Below are 17,642 nucleotides of genomic sequence, written 5' to 3' on the forward strand. Positions count from 1 at the left end.
AGCAATGACAAGAGAAGAATATTGTTCTAAAATGGATGAGGCAATTAATCAGATGGAATTTGAAGGAAGCTTCATTGACTGTGAGCCTTATGGAAACGGTCATGTGAATGATACCTTCGTGGTTCGCTGCAGGCAGGAGGACGGCTCCATCGTCCGTTATATTTTCCAGAGGATGAACCACGATACCTTCAAGCACCCGGAAGAGTTAATGGAGAATATCGCGGGCATCACGGAATTTTTAAAGAAAAAGATATTAAAGAACCATGGTGATGTGAAGCGTGAGACTATAAATATCATACCGGCGAAGGGAGGAAAGGCATTTTACAGGGACAGCCTGGGCTCTTACTGGAGAGCCTATCTGTTTATTGAAAATGCAACCTGCTTTGACCAAGTAGAGAAGCCGGATGATTTCTACCAAAGCGGTATTGCCTTTGGACATTTTCAAAGGCTGCTGGCTGATTATCCGGCAGAGACCCTCCATGAGACCATCCCGGATTTTCACAACACGCCGGTCCGCCTTGAGACATTAAAGAGGGCTGTACAGGAGGATATCCTGGGCCGTGCGGGGGAAGTAGGGGAGGAGATTGCCTTTGTAATGGAGCGGGAGAGCTTCACGCACATTCTGATTGAACTGCACCGGGCGGGGAAGCTGCCGCTGAAGGTAACCCACAACGATACCAAGCTGAATAATATCATGATTGATAATGCGACGGGGAAAGCAATCTGTGTGATTGATCTGGACACCATCATGCCGGGCTTTTCCGTCCATGATTTCGGGGATTCCATCCGGTTTGGAGCCAGCACCGGAGCGGAGGATGAGCCGGATCTGGCGAAGGTGAACTTTGATCTTTCCCTGTATGAGTTGTATACCAGGGGCTTCCTGGAGGGCTGCTGCAAAAGTCTTACACCGGCAGAAATGGATATGCTGCCAACGGGAGCCAAGATGATGACTCTGGAGTGCGGCATCCGTTTCCTTACGGATTATCTGCAGGGAGATGTATATTTTAAGATCCACCGGGAGAAGCAGAATTTAGACCGTGCCAGAACGCAGTTTAAATTAGTGTCCGATATGGAGAAGAACTGGGAAGCGATGCACGACATCGTCAGTAAATATCGTTAGAAGAACAGGGCTGCACGGCGTTGCAGAGAAGGGAGAGGTTCCTATATGGCGATATTGGTTACAGGCGGAGCAGGTTATATCGGCAGCCATACCTGTGCGGAATTGTTAAGCCTCGGCTATGAGGTAGTAGTGGCTGATAATCTGTCCAATGCAAAGGAGGAATCCTTAAACAGGGTGAAGCAGATTACGGGAAAAAATCTTACCTTCTACAAGGCGGATTTGCTGGATGAGGATACCCTGGAGGAAATTTTTAAAAAGGAAAAGATCGACTGTGTGATTCATTTTGCCGGGCTGAAATCCGTAGGGGAATCCGTGCAGAAGCCGTTGGAATATTATCATAACAATATCACAGGCACTCTGACTCTTTGCAGGGTGATGGGTAAGTATAATGTGAAGAATATAGTATTCAGCTCTTCGGCCACGGTATACGGAAGTCCTGCGACGGTTCCCATTAAGGAGAACTTTCCGCTGTCTGCCGCCAATCCCTACGGCTGGACAAAGCTCATGCTGGAGCAGATTCTGACGGATCTGAACCGGTCCGATCCGGAATGGAATATCATTCTGCTCCGGTACTTTAACCCGGTGGGGGCTCATGTGAGCGGTCTGATCGGGGAGGATCCCCAGGGAATACCCAATAACCTGGTTCCCTATATTGCCCAGGTTGCCGTAGGAAGACTGGAATATCTCAGGGTCTTTGGCCAGGATTATGACACGGTGGACGGCACGGGCGTGCGGGATTATATCCATGTGGTTGACCTGAGCCTGGGCCATGTGAAGGCGGTTGAGAAACTGAGGGAGAAGCAGGGGGTACTGGTGTACAATCTGGGGACAGGTAAGGGCTATAGTGTGCTGCAGATGGTAAGAAGCTTTGAAAAAGCCTGTGGGAGAGAGATTAAATATAAGATAAAGCCAAGGCGTCCCGGTGACATAGGAGCTTGCTATGCAGATCCGTCGAAGGCGAGGGAAGGGCTGCATTGGGAAGCAGTCCGCGGTCTGGACCAGATGTGTGAGGATACCTGGAGATGGCAGAAGAATAACCCGGATGGTTACGGAAGATAGATAATGGTTATTCGTGTTGATTCGTGCAGGATGGAAACTGAGGCATTAAGGGAGGAAATAGGTTCGGTCTCACATAAATAGCTTTACTTTGCATAAAAATAAAGATATAGTTATATCAAGCTGAAAGTGACCAGGGAGCATTTGTACATGATTATGAGCTTGCCGAAGCATTGTTATTATTTGATATAAAAAGGAGTATCTATCATGAATAGGGAGATATTCAGGGTGAAAAGTTTCTGTCGTAAGCTCCATGCAATTCTTTGATATTAATTATTTGAATGTATGGAACGTTATTGCGGATAGAAGGAGAATAATTCGTATAGAAAAAGAATTGCATTTAATATAAGGAATCAAAAAAGATATTCCGATTTGAAAATTAATTCATGCTAAAAACCTGTGCAGGAGTGGAGGAAATAATGCAGAAATTATCCAGCTATGAAAGAATACTTCGTACCTATCAGCATAAAGATATTGACCGCGTGCCAATTCATGATGTTCCGTGGAGCGGGACGATTACCAGGTGGAAGAAGGAAGGAATGCCGGAGGATTGTGATTGGAGAGATTACTTTGGAGTGGATAAGGTAGAGGGAATAGCAGTGGATATCACTCCAAGATATGAAGTAAAAGTGCTGGAAGACACAGACCGGTATCAAATCGTTACAACCCCCTGGGGAGTTACCTTAAAGAATTTTAAAGAAGAGGATTCTACACCTGAATTTTTGGATTTTAAGGTGAACACAAAAGAAGCATGGGAAAAAGCCAGGGAAAGGATGATTCCATCCAGAGATCGTATCGATTGGAATTATCTAAAAGAAAACCATCCCAAATGGAGGGCGGATCATCGGTGGATTGAAGCACAGTTCTGGTTCGGATTTGATGTGACTCATTCCTGGATGGTCGGTACAGAAGATTTATTGGTTGCCTTGATAGAAGAGCCGGAATGGGCAGTGGATATGTTTCAAACCTATCTGGATATGTGCATTGCGCAATTTGATATGATATGGGATGCCGGTTATACCTTTGACAGCATATATTGGCCGGATGACATGGGATATAAGAATACCGCATTTTTCTCAACGGCAATGTACCGGGAGTTACTGAAACCGATACATAAACGGGCGGTAGACTGGGCACACAAGAAAGGAATTTATGCACAGCTTCACTCCTGCGGGAATATTATGAAGCTTCTGCCTGATATTATTGAAACGGGTATTGATTGCTTAAATCCCTTAGAAGTAAAGGCCGGTATGGATGTAATAGGTGTCAAGGAAAGGTATGGAAGGAATTTGGTTCTGCACGGCGGAGTGAATGCACAGATGTGGGATAAGCTCGATGAAATTCTTCCTGTAATTGATGAGTTAATACCCAAGGTTGCTCAAGATGGGGGCTACATCTTTGCCTCCGACCATTCCATTCCCAATTCGGTGAGCCTATATAATTTTAAAACAATCGTTCGGCGGGTGGTTGAGCTTACCACTCATTGATTTGTGTCCGGCTATGGACATGCGGATAGCATAGAAGGGGATAGATGGTAATGTTGAAGGAATCATGTTGGTGTGGAAGCGGATTAAAGTATCAGGAATGTCACAGGTATGTCGATGACCGGATAGCGGAATACAGGAAAAAGGGATATGAGGTGCCTGATAAAAACATAATAAAAAATTCACGTCAAATGGAAGGAATCAGAGAAAGCGGAAAAATTAATACGGCCATTTTAGATTATGTAAGTGAAAAAATCTGCTGCGGTATGAGTACGGAAGAAATTAATACACTTGTATACGATAAAACCATAGAATTAGGCGGCATACCGGCGACATTGGGATATGAAGGATTTCCGAAAAGCATATGCACCTCAATTAATGATCAGGTATGCCATGGAATTCCCTCTGAAAAGGTTCATTTAAAAGAGGGGGATATTATCAATGTTGATATTTCAACCGTCTATCACGGATATTATTCCGATTCCTCCAGAATGTTCTGTATGGGGAAGGTGTCTGATGAGCGGAAAAGGCTGGTTGATGTTACGAAGGAATGTGTTGAGCTGGGACTGCGGCAGGTCAGGCCGTGGGGCTTTCTGGGCGATATTGGCCAGGCAATCAATGATCATGCGAAAAGCAAGGGATATTCCGTTGTTGAGGAAATTGGCGGGCATGGGGTTGGGCTGGAATTTCATGAAGAACCCTGGGTATCCCATGTCTCTAAAGGGGGTACCGGTATGCTGCTTGTACCTGGGATGATTTTTACCATTGAGCCAATGATTAATATGGGATCAAGACATGTTGTATTCAATAAAAAGGATGGCTGGACGGTTACAACCAAAGATGGGAAACCGTCGGCTCAATGGGAGTATATGGTTCTGGTTACTGAAACAGGCTATGAAGTTCTTGCTTATTAATACGGATACCAGAGAGGCCGGAGCGGAGGCATTAAGAGGAGAAGAGCAATGTTACCAAACAAAGAGCAGGCATTTGCTTTGCTGGAGGAAGCATATGAAAGAAACCCGGGTCCATGGAGGAACCATTCCATAGTTGTTGCAGAATGTGCTTATATCATCGCCAGCCGATGCGATGGCATGGATGAAGATAAAGCTTATATTATCGGACTTTTACATGATATTGGCCGGAGAGAGGGAGTAACAAACATGGCACATATAATCGACGGTTACCGTTATTTAATGGAGCTTGGATATGATGAGGCCGCCAGGATCTGTATCACGCACTCTCTTGCTGACAGGGATCTCAAAACCTATATCGGTCATCGGGATGTTTCCGACAAGGATTTGCAGGAAATAGCTTCCCTGATGGAGGGATACGAGTATGACGATTATGACAGACTGATACAATTATGTGATAGTATTGCTTTTCCGGATGGACCGGTAAAAATTGAAGTTCGTATGAATGATGTTAAACAAAGATATGGTTCTTATCCATGGAGTAAATGGAATAAACACATTGAGATCAAGGAATATTTCCAGAAGAAATCAGGACTGGATATTGACAATCTCAGCAGTTTAAACGAACCGGTGTGATAATAAAAATCTGACACTCTACTATATAAAATGGTGGAGTGTTCTTTTTTGTTAAAAATAAATAGACACCAAGGGCGTCTAAAAAGATGATACTCCAATAAATAGAAAAATATAAAAAAATTATACTTTATTAAAATACAATTACTATAAAATTTTCCGGTTATATCTTAATATGTTCAGAGACATGGAACATGTCTAATTCACACGGTATACCATGTCCGCAAGCGTCCATGATATGGCACTGCGTGCCGGGAGGGTTTATACTGTGTAAAAAAAGGAGGTATTTATGAAGAAAATATCAAGAGCTTTTCTTGGTAAAAGGTTATTATCCATCTTTCTATGTGCCAGCATGGTACTGTACTCAGCTGTTCCCGGAACGGCAAGGGCGGCGGAGCCGGTACCGGCAGGAGAAACGATTCCTGGCATAGGGGATACGATTGTTACCAGCGATGGGGAACAGGACAATACCTGGGAGCTGGTGTGGCAGGATGAATTTAACAGCGGCACACTTGACACCAGCAAATGGGGCTACCAGGTCGGAGACGGTTCCGCTTATGGTATCTCCGGCTGGGGCAATAATGAAAAGCAGTATTACACCGATGACGGCAATAATGTAGGCTTCGAGGACGGGAAGCTGGTGATTACTGCGAAGAAGAATACCGACAGCAGCCAATATGGGGGAGCTGCGTATACTTCGGGAAGGATTTGGACAAAAGGGAAATTAAACGCATCGGAAGACAATCCGGCATTATTTGCTAAAAAATATGGAAGATTTGAAGCAAAGATTACCATGCCGGCAGGAACCGGTTACTGGCCGGCCTTCTGGATGATGCCTGCCTATGACAAATATGGCGTATGGGCTCTGTCCGGTGAGATTGATATTATGGAAGCAAGGGGACGGCTTATCAACGAGGTGGGCGGAACCCTGCATTACGGGGGGACCTGGCCCAATAATAAGCATGAGGGGGGAACCTACAATAATGCGGCCTTCTCCATTACGGACGAACATATTTATGCTCTGGAGTGGCTTCCGGGCCGTATGCGCTGGTATGTGGATGATATTCTCTATTATGAGACCAGTGACTGGTATTCAAAGCCGAACGGCAGCCCGCTGAATTATACATATCCGGCGCCTTTTGATCAAGAATTTTATCTGATGCTCAATATGGCTGTGGGAGGAGACTATGATGGCGGCCAGCTGGATCCGACCCTCGACGGAGGGCAGATGAAAGTGGATTATGTGCGGGTGTATGACTTACAGGGGCAGGAATACGATGAAAATGTGGCTCCTCCCGCCGAAACGCCGGATTCTTTGCCGGACGGTGTCTTTGTGGGTTCGGATTTAATCACGGGAACCTTTGATTCCATCAAAAAGATCACTGCCGATTATGCAGGTAACAGTACAGCGGGATGGGATCTGGTCTGTCTGACTGACTTTGCCGGAAATGCCGACGCGGTGAAGCAGGAGGACGATTCTGCCCGGATCAGCATACAAAATCCCGGCAATCAGAGCTATTCCGTTCAGCTGATCCATAAACTGCCGCTGACCAGAGGCTACCGGTACGAGGTGTCCTTTGAGGCGAAAGCGGATGCCTCCAGGACGATGGAGGTTAAGGTTACAGATTCGGTTACATTTAGTAATTACTCTGATGTAGTCAGTACTTCACTGAGTACATCCTTTGCCAGCTACCGGATTCCTTTTGAGATGAAGAGTGCCTCCACTACCGGAAGGCTGGAGCTGAATATGGGGTTAAGCAACATCCCTGTAACCGTTAAGAATGTCAGTGTGAAGGTATTAGGACTCTCCGAGGAGATATCCGAGGACGCGCCCAAGGAGCCTCTGCCCAATGGAGAGCATATTTATAATGGCACCTTTGACCAGGGAGATGCGAGCCGGATGCAGTTCTGGAGCGTAATCGGAGGAACCGGAACAGTATCTCCGTCAGTTCGGGCGCTGGCAGTATCCGGTTCGGCAGTTGTGGTTACCGGCTCTTCCATAAATCTGAAGGATGTCTATGCGGAACAGAAGGGATTAAACCTTCTGAAAAATGATATATACAGAGTGACCTTTGATGCGAAGGCGGAGAATCCGGGAACGGTGGGACTGGAGCTGCTGAGCGGAGACGGCCTTACCTCCTATGGATATAAGGAGTATACCATAACGGATACGCAGACCAATACCTTCGACCTCCAGTTTGCCATGGGCGGTGTTACGGATATTATGGCAAGCCTGCGAATCTACGTCGGAGGAAATGCAGGCATCGTTTCACTGGATAATATCTCCATGAAGCGGCTGACCAACAACAATGTGAGCTATGAAGGGGTGAAGATCTATCCGGTTAGCAATGGAGACTTTGCGGCAGGCACCGCAGGGTGGACCGTGTCACAGACGGATTATGGTATCGTAGAAGAGGGCGGCAGAAATGTCTGCTTTGCAGTCGGTGCCAAGGCGGCGAATAATTACGACCGGATGCTCCTGCAAATGGGTGTGGATATTGCAGAGGGACATCATTATACTATGAATTTTAAGGCCAGAACCGACAGCAGCAGTGCTCAGTCCGCTGTCATCCGGATACAGAGGGAAGGCGGAGACTGGAGAAGTGTATTGGATACAAGCTTTGATCTGACCGATCAATGGCAGGATTACACTTATACTTTTACCGCGGATTTCACCGGAAACCTTGGATTGAAATATCTTCTGGGTGACTTCACGCAGCAATGCCGTTTCTACATAAAGGATGTGGAGCTGTATGTTACGGCAAGGCCTCTGCTGCAGGGAGCCTTCTTAGCCGGTACCCAGCCCGCTCCTAAGGCATCGGAAGACATCGTGCTGAAATACTATGATAAAACAGGCTGGGAATCAGCAGCGAACAGGAAGGTCACCATTAATGCCGTGCCGGTGGACAGCAGCCTGGTAACGCTGGATACGGCTGCCAAGACGATGACCCTGAAGGGAGAGTTATTCCCCGCGGCAGGAAGCTATGTCATACAGGCAACTGCGGACGGTTATGATTCTACCAATGCATGGGTACAATCCGTGTTGGAAAGCAGCGGAAACCTGGTGGTAAATGGAAGCTTTAACACCTCACTGGAGGGATGGGACTTCTGGGCCATGAATGGCTGCGGAAATGCAAGTCAGTCTGAGGGGGCCGCAAAGGTACATTTTATATGGCATGAAGGAAACACATGGGATCTGCAGCTTTCTCAGAGCAATATTCCGTTGCAGGGCGGAAAGGCTTATGCCCTTGAATTTGATGCGTACGCTACGATACGAAGGCCGATTGCTATTGAGCTTGGTGTGAAAAACGGAGCGGATCCTCTGACCACCGCAGTGCTGGAGACATCAGCCGCTCATTATAAATTCCGTTATGACGCTCCGGTATCGGGAGGCGTGAAATTAAACTTCCTTATGGGAAATGTAACAAAGGGAGATTTGATCACCTCAAATAATAATAATCCTCATGATATTATTTTTGATAATATTGTAATCCGGGAAATGACCCCGGAGGAGCTTAATGCTGCGGCTCCCGAACTGACGGTAGCACAGACCATTAAGCTGGGAGAGAACAGCGTTCTGACGCATTCGGCAGGAGCCGCATGGAATGCAGCTTCCAAAACTGCATATATTAATGAAACACTGGTGCCTGCGGATAAAGTAACCTATGGGGCCGACTCGGTTCTTCTGGATAAGAGCTTATTCCCGGCAGCAGGAAGCTATGCAATTGTAATTAAGGCAGCCGGAATGGATGATACAAAGCCCGTGACCCAGATAGTGATCGGAGCAGACGGGGAGTTTGTTAAGAACGGCACCTTTGAAGGCCTTGCTCACTGGGGCTCCTGGTTTATGTATGATGACGCCAGCGGGCGCCTGGAGCTTTCAAACGGCAAGCTGAAGGTCTCTTCGGCTGGTCAAAATCCGGAAGTCTGGTCAATTCAGGTATTCCAGGATGCTGTTCCGGTCAGCAAGGGCATTGAGTATACCCTTTCCTTTGAAGCAAAATCCAGCGTGGCGACTGCAATTGCCATGGAATTCGCCGGCGGAAGAAAGGAATTTGAATTAACGCCTGCGGTTCAGAAGTTTACCTGGGTAGTAACATCGGGAGAGAATAGCAGCAAGCTTAATTTTCTGCTTGCCACTCAATCGGCAGTAAATAATGTCTATGACATTGAACTGGATAATATATCGGTTAAAAGAAGTGCGGATGTCGGAACTACCCCGACAGCAACGCCTACTCCGATACCGACAGCAACACCTACGGTAACCCCGACAGCAATGCCGACAGTAACGCCAACGGCAGCACCTACGGCAACGCCGACAGCAACGCCAACGCCGACAGCAAGACCAACGGCAACGCCGACGGCAGTACCTACGGCAAGACCAACGGCAACGCCGACAGCAGTACCTACAGCAACACCAGTGGCAACGCCGACGGCAGTTCCGGCGGTATCCCAGGCTCCTTCTCCGGAGCAGGATGGCAGTACGCCGGTTGACATTCATGTGGAGGATGGGATTGCCAGATTTACAGCTGAAGCAGATGCAACGAACTCCAGACTTCAGATTGAGAGCTTCCTCCTCCTCTTACAAATAAACAAAGAGGATATTGACCAGATCATCATTGAAACAGAAGCGCATGGTGATGAGGTACCGGCCCTTGAATTAACAAAGGCTATCCTGAATGCGGCAAGGAGGAATCATAAGGACATCAGTTACGCGGTCAATAGCGAGTCCGGGAAACTCCTTTATGAATTTACACTGGATGCGGAAAACCTGGCGAAGGGAGAGGTAAGGGGCGGCCTGTCTCTGGGAATTGACATCGGCAAGGCATCTGAAAATGAGGCAGTACAGGAGATATTATCGAAGGATAAGAATAATTCCGAAGGAATGTTCCTTGGTTTTGCTCAGGAGGAGGAATTCCCCGCACAGAGCAGTGTCAGACTGTATGTGGGCGCACATGGCTTTGAGGCGATGCAGAAGCTATACCTCTACGCGGTCAATACGAAGACAGGAAAGCTGGAATCCGTACCCTTCGGCACTACCTATCAGGTTGATAAGGATGGTTATATTACATTCCCGTTGATAGAAGGCGGAGAATATGTGCTGCTGCCCGAGAAGGCATCTAAGGAAGTGCTTACACCCCTTAAGGAGCAGATCGAGGTGGATAAGGAGAAGACCTTAAAGCCAGGGGCAAAGACGAAGGTGGAAGTCGGTCTTCCCGCCACGCTGGAGAAGGTGGCCAGCATGAAGGAGAAAGCATCCTTCCCCGCGAAAGGAAGAGCGGTAATCACTTATAAATCCAGCAATACGTCGGCGGCAACCGTTGATAAGAGCGGAACGGTCACCGGCAAGAAACCGGGAAAGGTAACAATCACTACCACAGTTAAGTTATATACCGGAAAGGTCTATACTTATAAAACAAAAGTAACAATAAAATAAAATCAACCTGTAAAAGCCGGCGAATTGTGAAGAATCACAAATCGCCGGCTTTGCACAAATTCTGTCCGCTCTAAGGCGGCGGGAAGGTTCAGCTGACCAAGGTATACGGTTCCAGCAGTGTATGAATTGCCTCATATATTTTCCGGGCAATATACGGATTGTTCATTGTGTAAAGATGGATTCCATCCACACCCTGTGAAATCAAATCGATAATCTGGTCAATTGCATAAGCAATTCCTGCATCGCGCATGGCAATGGGATTATCGCCGTAGCGGTCCATCATCGCGGCAAACTTTTTCGGTACGGTTGCGCCGCAGAGGGATGCCATACGTTCAATTTGCTTTTTATTGACCACAGGCATGATGCCTGCTTCTATGGGCACCGCAATTCCCGCCAGCTGACAGCGCTCCAGAAAAGAATAGAAGTAGCTGTTGTCAAAAAACAGCTGCGTAATCAGATGATCGGCTCCGGCATCAACCTTTGTCTTGAGGTTGCGGATATCCGCCACCTTATCTTCGCTTTCCACATGTCCTTCCGGATAACAGGCGGCAAGAATATTAAAGCCGCCATACTCTTTAATAAAGGCAATTAAATCGCTGGCATAATGAAAATCACCGCCTGAACAGGCTCCCTCCGGGATATCTCCCCGCAGAGCCAGAATATTTTCAATCCCCAGGCCGCGCAATTCATCCAGCTTTTGACGGACCTCTGTCTTCGTCAGCCCGATGCAGGGAAGATGGGCCGCGCTTTCAATTCCGTAATCCCGTCCAATTGCCGCGGCGATCTGAAAGGTATTCCCGCTGTCAGCAGCGCCTCCGGCACCGTAGGTTACGCTGATAAAGTCCGGCTGCAGCTCCCGGATCCCGTCAATGGTCTCATACACGGTATTAACCGGGGCAGTGCGCTTGGGAGGAAATACTTCATAGGATAGGACGGTTCCTTTTTTAAAAAGCTCAGTTGTTTTCATCTCTCAATTGTTTTGCCGCAGCGACCAGATTTTTCAGACTTGCTGTGGTCTCGGCAACTCCTCTCGTTTTTAATCCGCAGCCGGGATTGTCCCATAGCTTTCCGGGATTAATTTTTTATTTGGGATTATGATTTTATTTTACTATCATAAACCGAAACTGTATAATATATAAAAAGAGCACTTTGATATAACTTAAAACTATATCAGACGGATTCCACAGGCGTACCGCCCCCCAAAGAGACGGTGCGTCTTTTTTTATTGTACTGATATCTTTACCATCACAATCACGAGCCTCCAGATCTATAGATTATAAGGTATTGACAAAGCCGGTAAATGGGTCTATGATAAAATTGTTTAGCAGTTAAACAAAAAGTGCATACTATAATAAACAACAGGCCGCAAAGGCTCTGCAGGAAGGGTGTGACGAATGATGTATTGTAACGTGACAGATCAAATATTCGGGATCATCCGCCTCTTGGAGGAGGAGAAGAAAAAACCGATGGATTACGGCGGAGGGGTTCTGCTGGGACATGCCGAGGTTCAATTTCTGGGGACTATCGCCCGCTATCCAGATGACAATGTCAGCGCGCTTTCGGAGCGCCTGGGGATTACCAAGGGAGCTGTCACTCAAATGGTTGCAAAGCTATGCCAGAAGGAGCTTCTGGAGGGAACCCAGCGTGAGGATAACAAGAAAGAAAAATTTTTTCGCCTGACCCGCAGGGGCGAGGCGACCATAGAGGGGCACCAGCATTATCACAAACAGGCAAACCAAAAGCTGTGCCGGTTTATCGCGGACCTGGATGACAAGGAGGCCAGCGCCGTCTTTCGCTTTTTGGAATGCGTAAGGGAATGTGTACCCATTTGCCAGTTCCCTTGTGAATGCGAAGAACCCAGTAGAAAGGACAAGGAGGGAATACATTATGAAGCAGTCACTGCTGCGTGTGTGCGGCCTGCATGCCGCTCTTGAAACCGGAGAGGAAGTGCTCCGCGGTGTAGATTTGAAGATGGAACCCGGCGAGGTTCATGTGATTATGGGGCCCAATGGCTCCGGTAAGTCCACGCTGGCTAACACCATCATGGGCAGCCCCGCCTACGGGGTCACCCAGGGACAGATTGAATTTGACGGGGAAGACATCACCGGGGCGGCCGTGGACGTACGGGCCAAAAAGGGTATCTTTATGGCCTTTCAGACCCCGGAGGAGATTGACGGGATCACGGTATCCGACTTTTTGCGGACAGCAAAGCTTGCCGGCGAGGAAAAACCTACCTCGCTTTTCGGCTTTAAAAAACAGCTGAGGGAGAACATGGATGCCTTACAGCTGGACGATGCCTATGCTGACCGGTACCTCAATGTGGGCTTTTCCGGCGGAGAAAAGAAAAAGAGTGAGATTTTGCAGCTTTTGACCTTAAGACCTAAGCTGGCCATCCTGGATGAGACGGATTCCGGCCTGGACGTAGATGCCGTGAGAGTTGTCACGGAAGGTATTTTGCGCTACAAAAATGAGCATAACGCCTTACTGATTATTTCCCACAGTACCCGGCTGCTGGACGCTTTGCCGGTGGACAGGGTTCATGTTCTCTACCATGGCCGGTTTGTCCGCTCCGGGGACAGGGGCCTCATCGATGAGATCAACACAAACGGATTTGCCCGGTTTATCCAGGCGGAAACGAGGTGAACCATGGAGCGGAAAAAAACGCAACTGGACGAAATCCAGCGTGATATTTATGATATCAGAGATACTGGCGGCGCCGGCTATCAGGTGGCTCCGGGGCTGACCGAAGAGATTGTGCGGGAGATTTCCGCAGGGCAGAAGGAGCCGGACTGGATGCTCCAGCTGCGCCTGAAAAGCTTTGCTATCTTTCAAAAGCTGGACCTGCCTGCCTGGGGACCCTCCCTCCATGAGCTGGACATGGATCAAATCGTCACCTATGTCCGTCCGAAGGCGAATATGACCGATGACTGGCGGGAGCTGCCCGAGGACATCCGGGGCACCTTTGACCGATTGGGCATCCCCAAGGCGGAGCAGGAGGCGCTGTCCGGGGTGGGTGCCCAGTACGACTCCGAGGTAGTGTACCACAACATGAAGGAGCAGATGCGTGCCCAGGGAGTGGTCTATACTGACATGCAGACCGCTCTGCGGGAGTATGAGGATCTTGTCAAGACTCACTTTATGAAGCTGCTGCCTCCCAGTGATCACAAATTTATGGCCCTCCACGGCGCGGTATGGTCAGGGGGGTCCTTTGTCTACGTGCCCGCCGGAGTGCATGTGGAGCTGCCCCTGCAGTCCTACTTCCGCCTCAACGCACCGGGGGCCGGACAGTTTGAGCATACCCTCATCATCTGTGAAAAGGGATCCAGGCTCCACTTCATCGAGGGCTGTTCCGCGCCCCGGTACAATGTCCTCAATCTCCATGCCGGAGGGGTGGAGCTCTATGTGCGGGAAGGAGCCACGCTGCGCTATTCCACCATTGAAAACTGGTCCAAGAACATGCTGAACCTTAACTCTAAGCGGGTCACGGTAGAAAAGGACGGGGCCATCGAGTGGATTTCGGGAACCTTCGGCTCCCATATCACTATGCTCTATCCCAGCAGCATTCTCAAAGGGGAGGGGGCCCGCAGTGAATATATCGGTGTCAGCTTTGCAAGCGAAGGACAGTTTTTGGACACCGGCTGCAAGGTGGTTCACGCGGCACCCAATACCTTCTCCACCATGTCCTCTAAGTCCATCTCCAAGATGGGGGGTAACACCACCACCCGTACCTCGGTGGTGGTGCTGCCGGAGGCGAAAAACAGCAAATCCAGTGTCATCTGCGAAGCTCTGATGCTGGACAGTCTCTCCCGTTCCGACACCATCCCGGGTATGGACATCCGAAATGATGCAGTGGATATCGGCCACGAGGCTAAAATCGGCCGCATCAGCGAGGGCTCCATTTACTATCTTATGAGCCGGGGACTGAGCGAGGAGGAGGCCAAGGCTATGATCGTCCGGGGCTTTGTGGAGCCGGTGACAAAGGAACTGCCCCTGGAATATGCCGTGGAGATGAATCGGCTGGTGGGGTTGGAACTGGAAGGGACAATAGGATAAGGAGGACGCCATGAAGCTTACAAAACTAAACGAGTTACAAATTCCTACATGGCACTGGCTGGGCATGAACGAAGCGCAGATGGACATCGATGCCTCCCTGGGCACGGCTTATCGGGGCGGCGTGTTATCCGGGGCGGATCATGTAGAGATCTGCCGCCAGGGAGACCGTATCCAGGTGGAAAACCTGCCCCGGGACCTGGAGCGTTTGCGGGATTTTGCCTTTGAACATCAAAACTACAGTCTCAGCCTTACCATCCCCCGGGATGTGCAGTGCGACGAACCTATTGTGTTAGACTTTTTGCTGGATGAGGAATCTCCAGTATTGGTGGATCACCTCCGGATTCATGCCCAGGCGGGCAGCCGGGCGGATGTGGTCGTGCGCTACCGCTCCGCAGGGGAGGGGGCTTACTTTCATAGCGGGTTTGCCACTCTGCGGGCAGAGGAGGGAGCCCAGGTGCGTCTGATCAAAATCCAGATGCTGGGCCAAAGAGATGCCCATCTGGATGGCACCGCCGTCCAGGTGGAGGCCGGAGGCGAGGGAAGAGCCCTGTTCTGCGAGCTGGGCGGCGGCCAGGTAGTGGCAGGATGCAACATTTCCCTGGCCGGCAAGAAGAGCCGGGGAGGGCTGGACACTCTCTATCTGGGCAGCGGCGGACGTACTCAGGACTTTAACTACCGGCTGGAACTGCGGGGTTCGGCATCCGAGGGGGAACTTGTGGTCCGGGGCGCCCTGGCGGGCAAGGCCAAAAAGACACTGAAAAGCACTCTGGACTTTATCCGGGGAGCCTCCGGCTCCAGGGGAGTGGAGGAGGAAACCGTACTCACTCTCAGCTCCAGGGCGGTCAATCTTTCGACCCCCCTGCTGCTATGCGGCGAGGACAACGTGGAAGGGGCACACGCCACCTCCAGCGGAAAGCCGGATCCGGGAAAGCTCTACTATCTTATGAGCCGGGGATTTACTTTAAAAGAGGCAAAGCGCCTGCTGGTGGAAGCCTCCTTTACCCCCATTTTAAACAAGCTGCCTTCCCCCGGCCTGCGGGACGCGGTGCAACAACAGATTCAGGAGGTGATCCATGATGAACACTGATTACAGGCGGGATTTTCCCCTGCTGCTTCAGCAGGAATCCTCGGGGCTGCCCCTGGCTTACCTGGATAATGCTGCCACCACCCAAAAGCCCCGGCAGGTTATTGACGCGGTGCGGGCATATTACGAAACCTTTAACGCCAACCCTCACCGGGGCGCCTACTCCATCAGTGTCCGGGTGACCGAGGCCTTCGAGGAGGTCCGGGCCAAGGCGGCACGCTTTATCGGCGCCGGCGATCCGGAGGAAATTGTCTTTACCGCCGGTGCCACCGATGCCATCAACCTGGCGGCGGTGGGATACGGGGAACAGGCGCTGGCTCCCGGGGATGAAATCCTCATTTCGGTGCTGGAGCACCACAGTAATCTGCTGCCCTGGCAGCGCCTGGCCCGGGGGACGGGAGCCGTCCTGCGGTATCTCTTTCCCGATCAAAGCTTCAGCATTCCCTTGGAGGAGCTGGATCAAAAGCTGGTTCCCAGAACTAAAATCCTGGCCATCACCCACGTGTCCAATGTGCTGGGCAGTGTCAACCCCATCCGTGAAATGGCCGCCATGGCCCACGACCGGGGAGCGGTTGTCCTGCTGGATGCCTCCCAAAGCGTGCCCCACATCCCAGTGGATGTGCAGGCGCTGGGGGTAGACTTTCTGGCCTTTTCTGGCCACAAGATGCTGGCGCCCGCCGGCATTGGTGTCCTATACGGCAAAAAAGAGCTGCTCCGGCGGATGGAGCCCCTGCGGCTGGGAGGCGGCATTGTGGAAGAAGTTACCCAGCAGGGGGTGCGGCTTTTGGACGCCCCCTGGAGGTTTGAGGCGGGCACCCAAAATGCCGAGGGAGTCATCGGCCTGGGAGCCGCCATCGACTATCTGGAGAGGGTGGGCATGCCCGCTATCCGGGAAATCGAAAGCCGCCTGACGGCCTCCGCTCTGGAGCAGCTGGCGGCAGTGCCCGGCATCCGGCTGTATGGCGTGGGAGAGGGAGCGGCCCCTAACGGTATCCTCTCCTTTAATATCGCCGATGTCCACCCCCATGATACCGCCACCATTCTGGCCGCCCACGGGGTGGCTGTCCGGGCCGGGCATCACTGCGCCCAGCCCCTGATGGCCCACTTAGGGGTAAACGCCACCTGCCGTATGAGCCTGTATTTTTATAACACGGAGGAGGACATTCGCCGGCTGGTCCGGGCGCTGTCCACGGTAAGGGAGGTGCTTGGCTTTGAATCTAAATGAACTGTATTCCCAGGTGATCAAGGATCACAATCTATCCCATCATAATAAACACCCGCTGGAGGGAGCCAGCGTTGCCATGCCGGGCAAAAATCCCAGCTGCGGGGACGAGATCCAGTTGTTTCTGAAGCTGGAAGACGGTGTCATCCGGGATGCTTCCTACACAGGTATCGGTTGCGCCATCTCCCAGGCCTCGGTTTCCATCATGATTGATCTGGTGAGGGACAAAACACTCCGGGAAGCTAAGGATTTATGCCGTCTGTTTCTGGATATGATTCGCAGTGTCCCTCTTTCCGGGGAGGATATGGAAAGGCTGGATGAAGCGGCGGCACTCATGGGCGTATCTGCCATGCCCGCCAGAGTTAAATGTGCCACCATGCCCTGGCACACGCTGAACGCTGCCTTGGCTGCCTGTGAAACCGGTCATGAGACCGATAGTGAATTTGGTAAAGGATAAGAATACTCGGCGGCTTGCTGCTTAAGAAGGCGTTGATTCCTTTTATGTCTCTGCCTGGACCCCCCCTCTGAACTGTTACATTAAATAAATAGGTGAGATTAAAATGGCACAGCGTTTTGTTGCACTTTGACAGAACTCATATTATAATGGAACGTGACAGCCGCGGATGCTGTTGTTTTAAGAGA

Annotated in this window: 14 protein-coding genes; 12 read left to right on the forward strand and 2 right to left on the reverse strand. The window is 50.2% G+C overall.

Annotated elements, in window-relative coordinates; all coding sequences use genetic code 11:
• The first annotated feature begins 4 nt into the window (after positions 1-4).
• From HNQ56_RS06960 to HNQ56_RS06985, 6 genes are all read left to right on the forward strand, one after another.
• Entirely contained in the window at positions 5-1,120 is a 1,116-nt protein-coding gene (locus HNQ56_RS06960; RefSeq protein WP_429144068.1) for a phosphotransferase enzyme family protein, read from the forward strand.
• Positions 1,121-1,165: 45 nt separating this feature from the next.
• Positions 1,166-2,179 (forward strand): UDP-glucose 4-epimerase GalE, encoded by a 1,014-nt coding sequence (gene galE, locus HNQ56_RS06965; RefSeq protein WP_429144070.1) that lies wholly within the window; start codon positions 1,166-1,168, stop codon positions 2,177-2,179.
• Positions 2,180-2,595: 416 nt separating this feature from the next.
• On the forward strand, positions 2,596-3,663 hold the full coding sequence (locus HNQ56_RS06970) for a uroporphyrinogen decarboxylase family protein (protein WP_429144072.1): 1,068 nt from the start codon (positions 2,596-2,598) through the stop codon (positions 3,661-3,663).
• A 44-nt stretch (positions 3,664-3,707) separates the two neighbouring features.
• Positions 3,708-4,574: a methionyl aminopeptidase gene (locus HNQ56_RS06975; RefSeq protein ID WP_429144074.1), complete on the forward strand. Its 867-nt coding sequence runs from the start codon at positions 3,708-3,710 to the stop codon at positions 4,572-4,574.
• 48 nt (positions 4,575-4,622) lie between these two features.
• A complete protein-coding gene (locus tag HNQ56_RS06980) occupies positions 4,623-5,207 on the forward strand; it encodes an HD domain-containing protein (protein ID WP_429144076.1) in 585 nt (194 codons plus the stop codon).
• A 286-nt stretch (positions 5,208-5,493) separates the two neighbouring features.
• Complete coding sequence (locus HNQ56_RS06985) at positions 5,494-10,641, forward strand: carbohydrate binding domain-containing protein (protein WP_429144078.1); 5,148 nt, start codon at positions 5,494-5,496, stop codon at positions 10,639-10,641.
• 88 nt (positions 10,642-10,729) lie between these two features.
• Here the strand turns inward: HNQ56_RS06985 and metF are convergent, their stop codons facing one another.
• Together metF and HNQ56_RS06995 are read right to left on the reverse strand one after the other, a co-directional pair.
• Positions 10,730-11,608: a methylenetetrahydrofolate reductase [NAD(P)H] gene (gene metF, locus HNQ56_RS06990; RefSeq protein WP_429144080.1), complete on the reverse strand. Its 879-nt coding sequence runs from the start codon at positions 11,606-11,608 to the stop codon at positions 10,730-10,732.
• Positions 11,595-11,720 (reverse strand): hypothetical protein, encoded by a 126-nt coding sequence (locus HNQ56_RS06995; RefSeq protein ID WP_429144462.1) that lies wholly within the window; start codon positions 11,718-11,720, stop codon positions 11,595-11,597. Before HNQ56_RS06995 ends, metF begins: the two co-directional genes overlap by 14 nt.
• A gap of 330 nt (positions 11,721-12,050) precedes the next feature.
• Between HNQ56_RS06995 and HNQ56_RS07000 the strand changes: the two genes are divergently transcribed.
• Genes HNQ56_RS07000 through sufU form a run of 6 tightly spaced genes read left to right on the forward strand, consistent with a single transcriptional unit; the run spans position 12,051 to position 17,457 of the window.
• The gene (locus HNQ56_RS07000; RefSeq protein ID WP_429144081.1) at positions 12,051-12,575 is read left to right on the forward strand and encodes a MarR family winged helix-turn-helix transcriptional regulator; all 525 of its coding nucleotides are present in this window, start codon (positions 12,051-12,053) and stop codon (positions 12,573-12,575) included.
• Entirely contained in the window at positions 12,529-13,284 is a 756-nt protein-coding gene (gene sufC / locus HNQ56_RS07005) for a Fe-S cluster assembly ATPase SufC (RefSeq protein ID WP_429144083.1), read from the forward strand. Before HNQ56_RS07000 ends, sufC begins: the two co-directional genes overlap by 47 nt.
• A 3-nt stretch (positions 13,285-13,287) precedes the next feature.
• Positions 13,288-14,694: a Fe-S cluster assembly protein SufB gene (gene sufB, locus HNQ56_RS07010; RefSeq protein ID WP_429144085.1), complete on the forward strand. Its 1,407-nt coding sequence runs from the start codon at positions 13,288-13,290 to the stop codon at positions 14,692-14,694.
• A gap of 10 nt (positions 14,695-14,704) precedes the next feature.
• Positions 14,705-15,781: a SufD family Fe-S cluster assembly protein gene (locus tag HNQ56_RS07015; RefSeq protein ID WP_429144086.1), complete on the forward strand. Its 1,077-nt coding sequence runs from the start codon at positions 14,705-14,707 to the stop codon at positions 15,779-15,781.
• Positions 15,768-17,003, forward strand: a complete 1,236-nt coding sequence (locus HNQ56_RS07020) for an aminotransferase class V-fold PLP-dependent enzyme (protein ID WP_429144088.1) — start codon at positions 15,768-15,770, stop codon at positions 17,001-17,003. The genes HNQ56_RS07015 and HNQ56_RS07020 overlap by 14 nt, the downstream gene beginning before the upstream one ends.
• Positions 16,990-17,457 (forward strand): Fe-S cluster assembly sulfur transfer protein SufU, encoded by a 468-nt coding sequence (gene sufU / locus HNQ56_RS07025; RefSeq protein WP_429144090.1) that lies wholly within the window; start codon positions 16,990-16,992, stop codon positions 17,455-17,457. The genes HNQ56_RS07020 and sufU overlap by 14 nt, the downstream gene beginning before the upstream one ends.
• The last annotated feature ends 185 nt before the right edge of the window (positions 17,458-17,642 follow it).

The organism is Anaerotaenia torta (assembly GCF_050433395.1).
Taxonomy (GTDB): Bacteria; Bacillota; Clostridia; order Lachnospirales; family Lachnospiraceae; genus Mobilitalea; species Mobilitalea torta.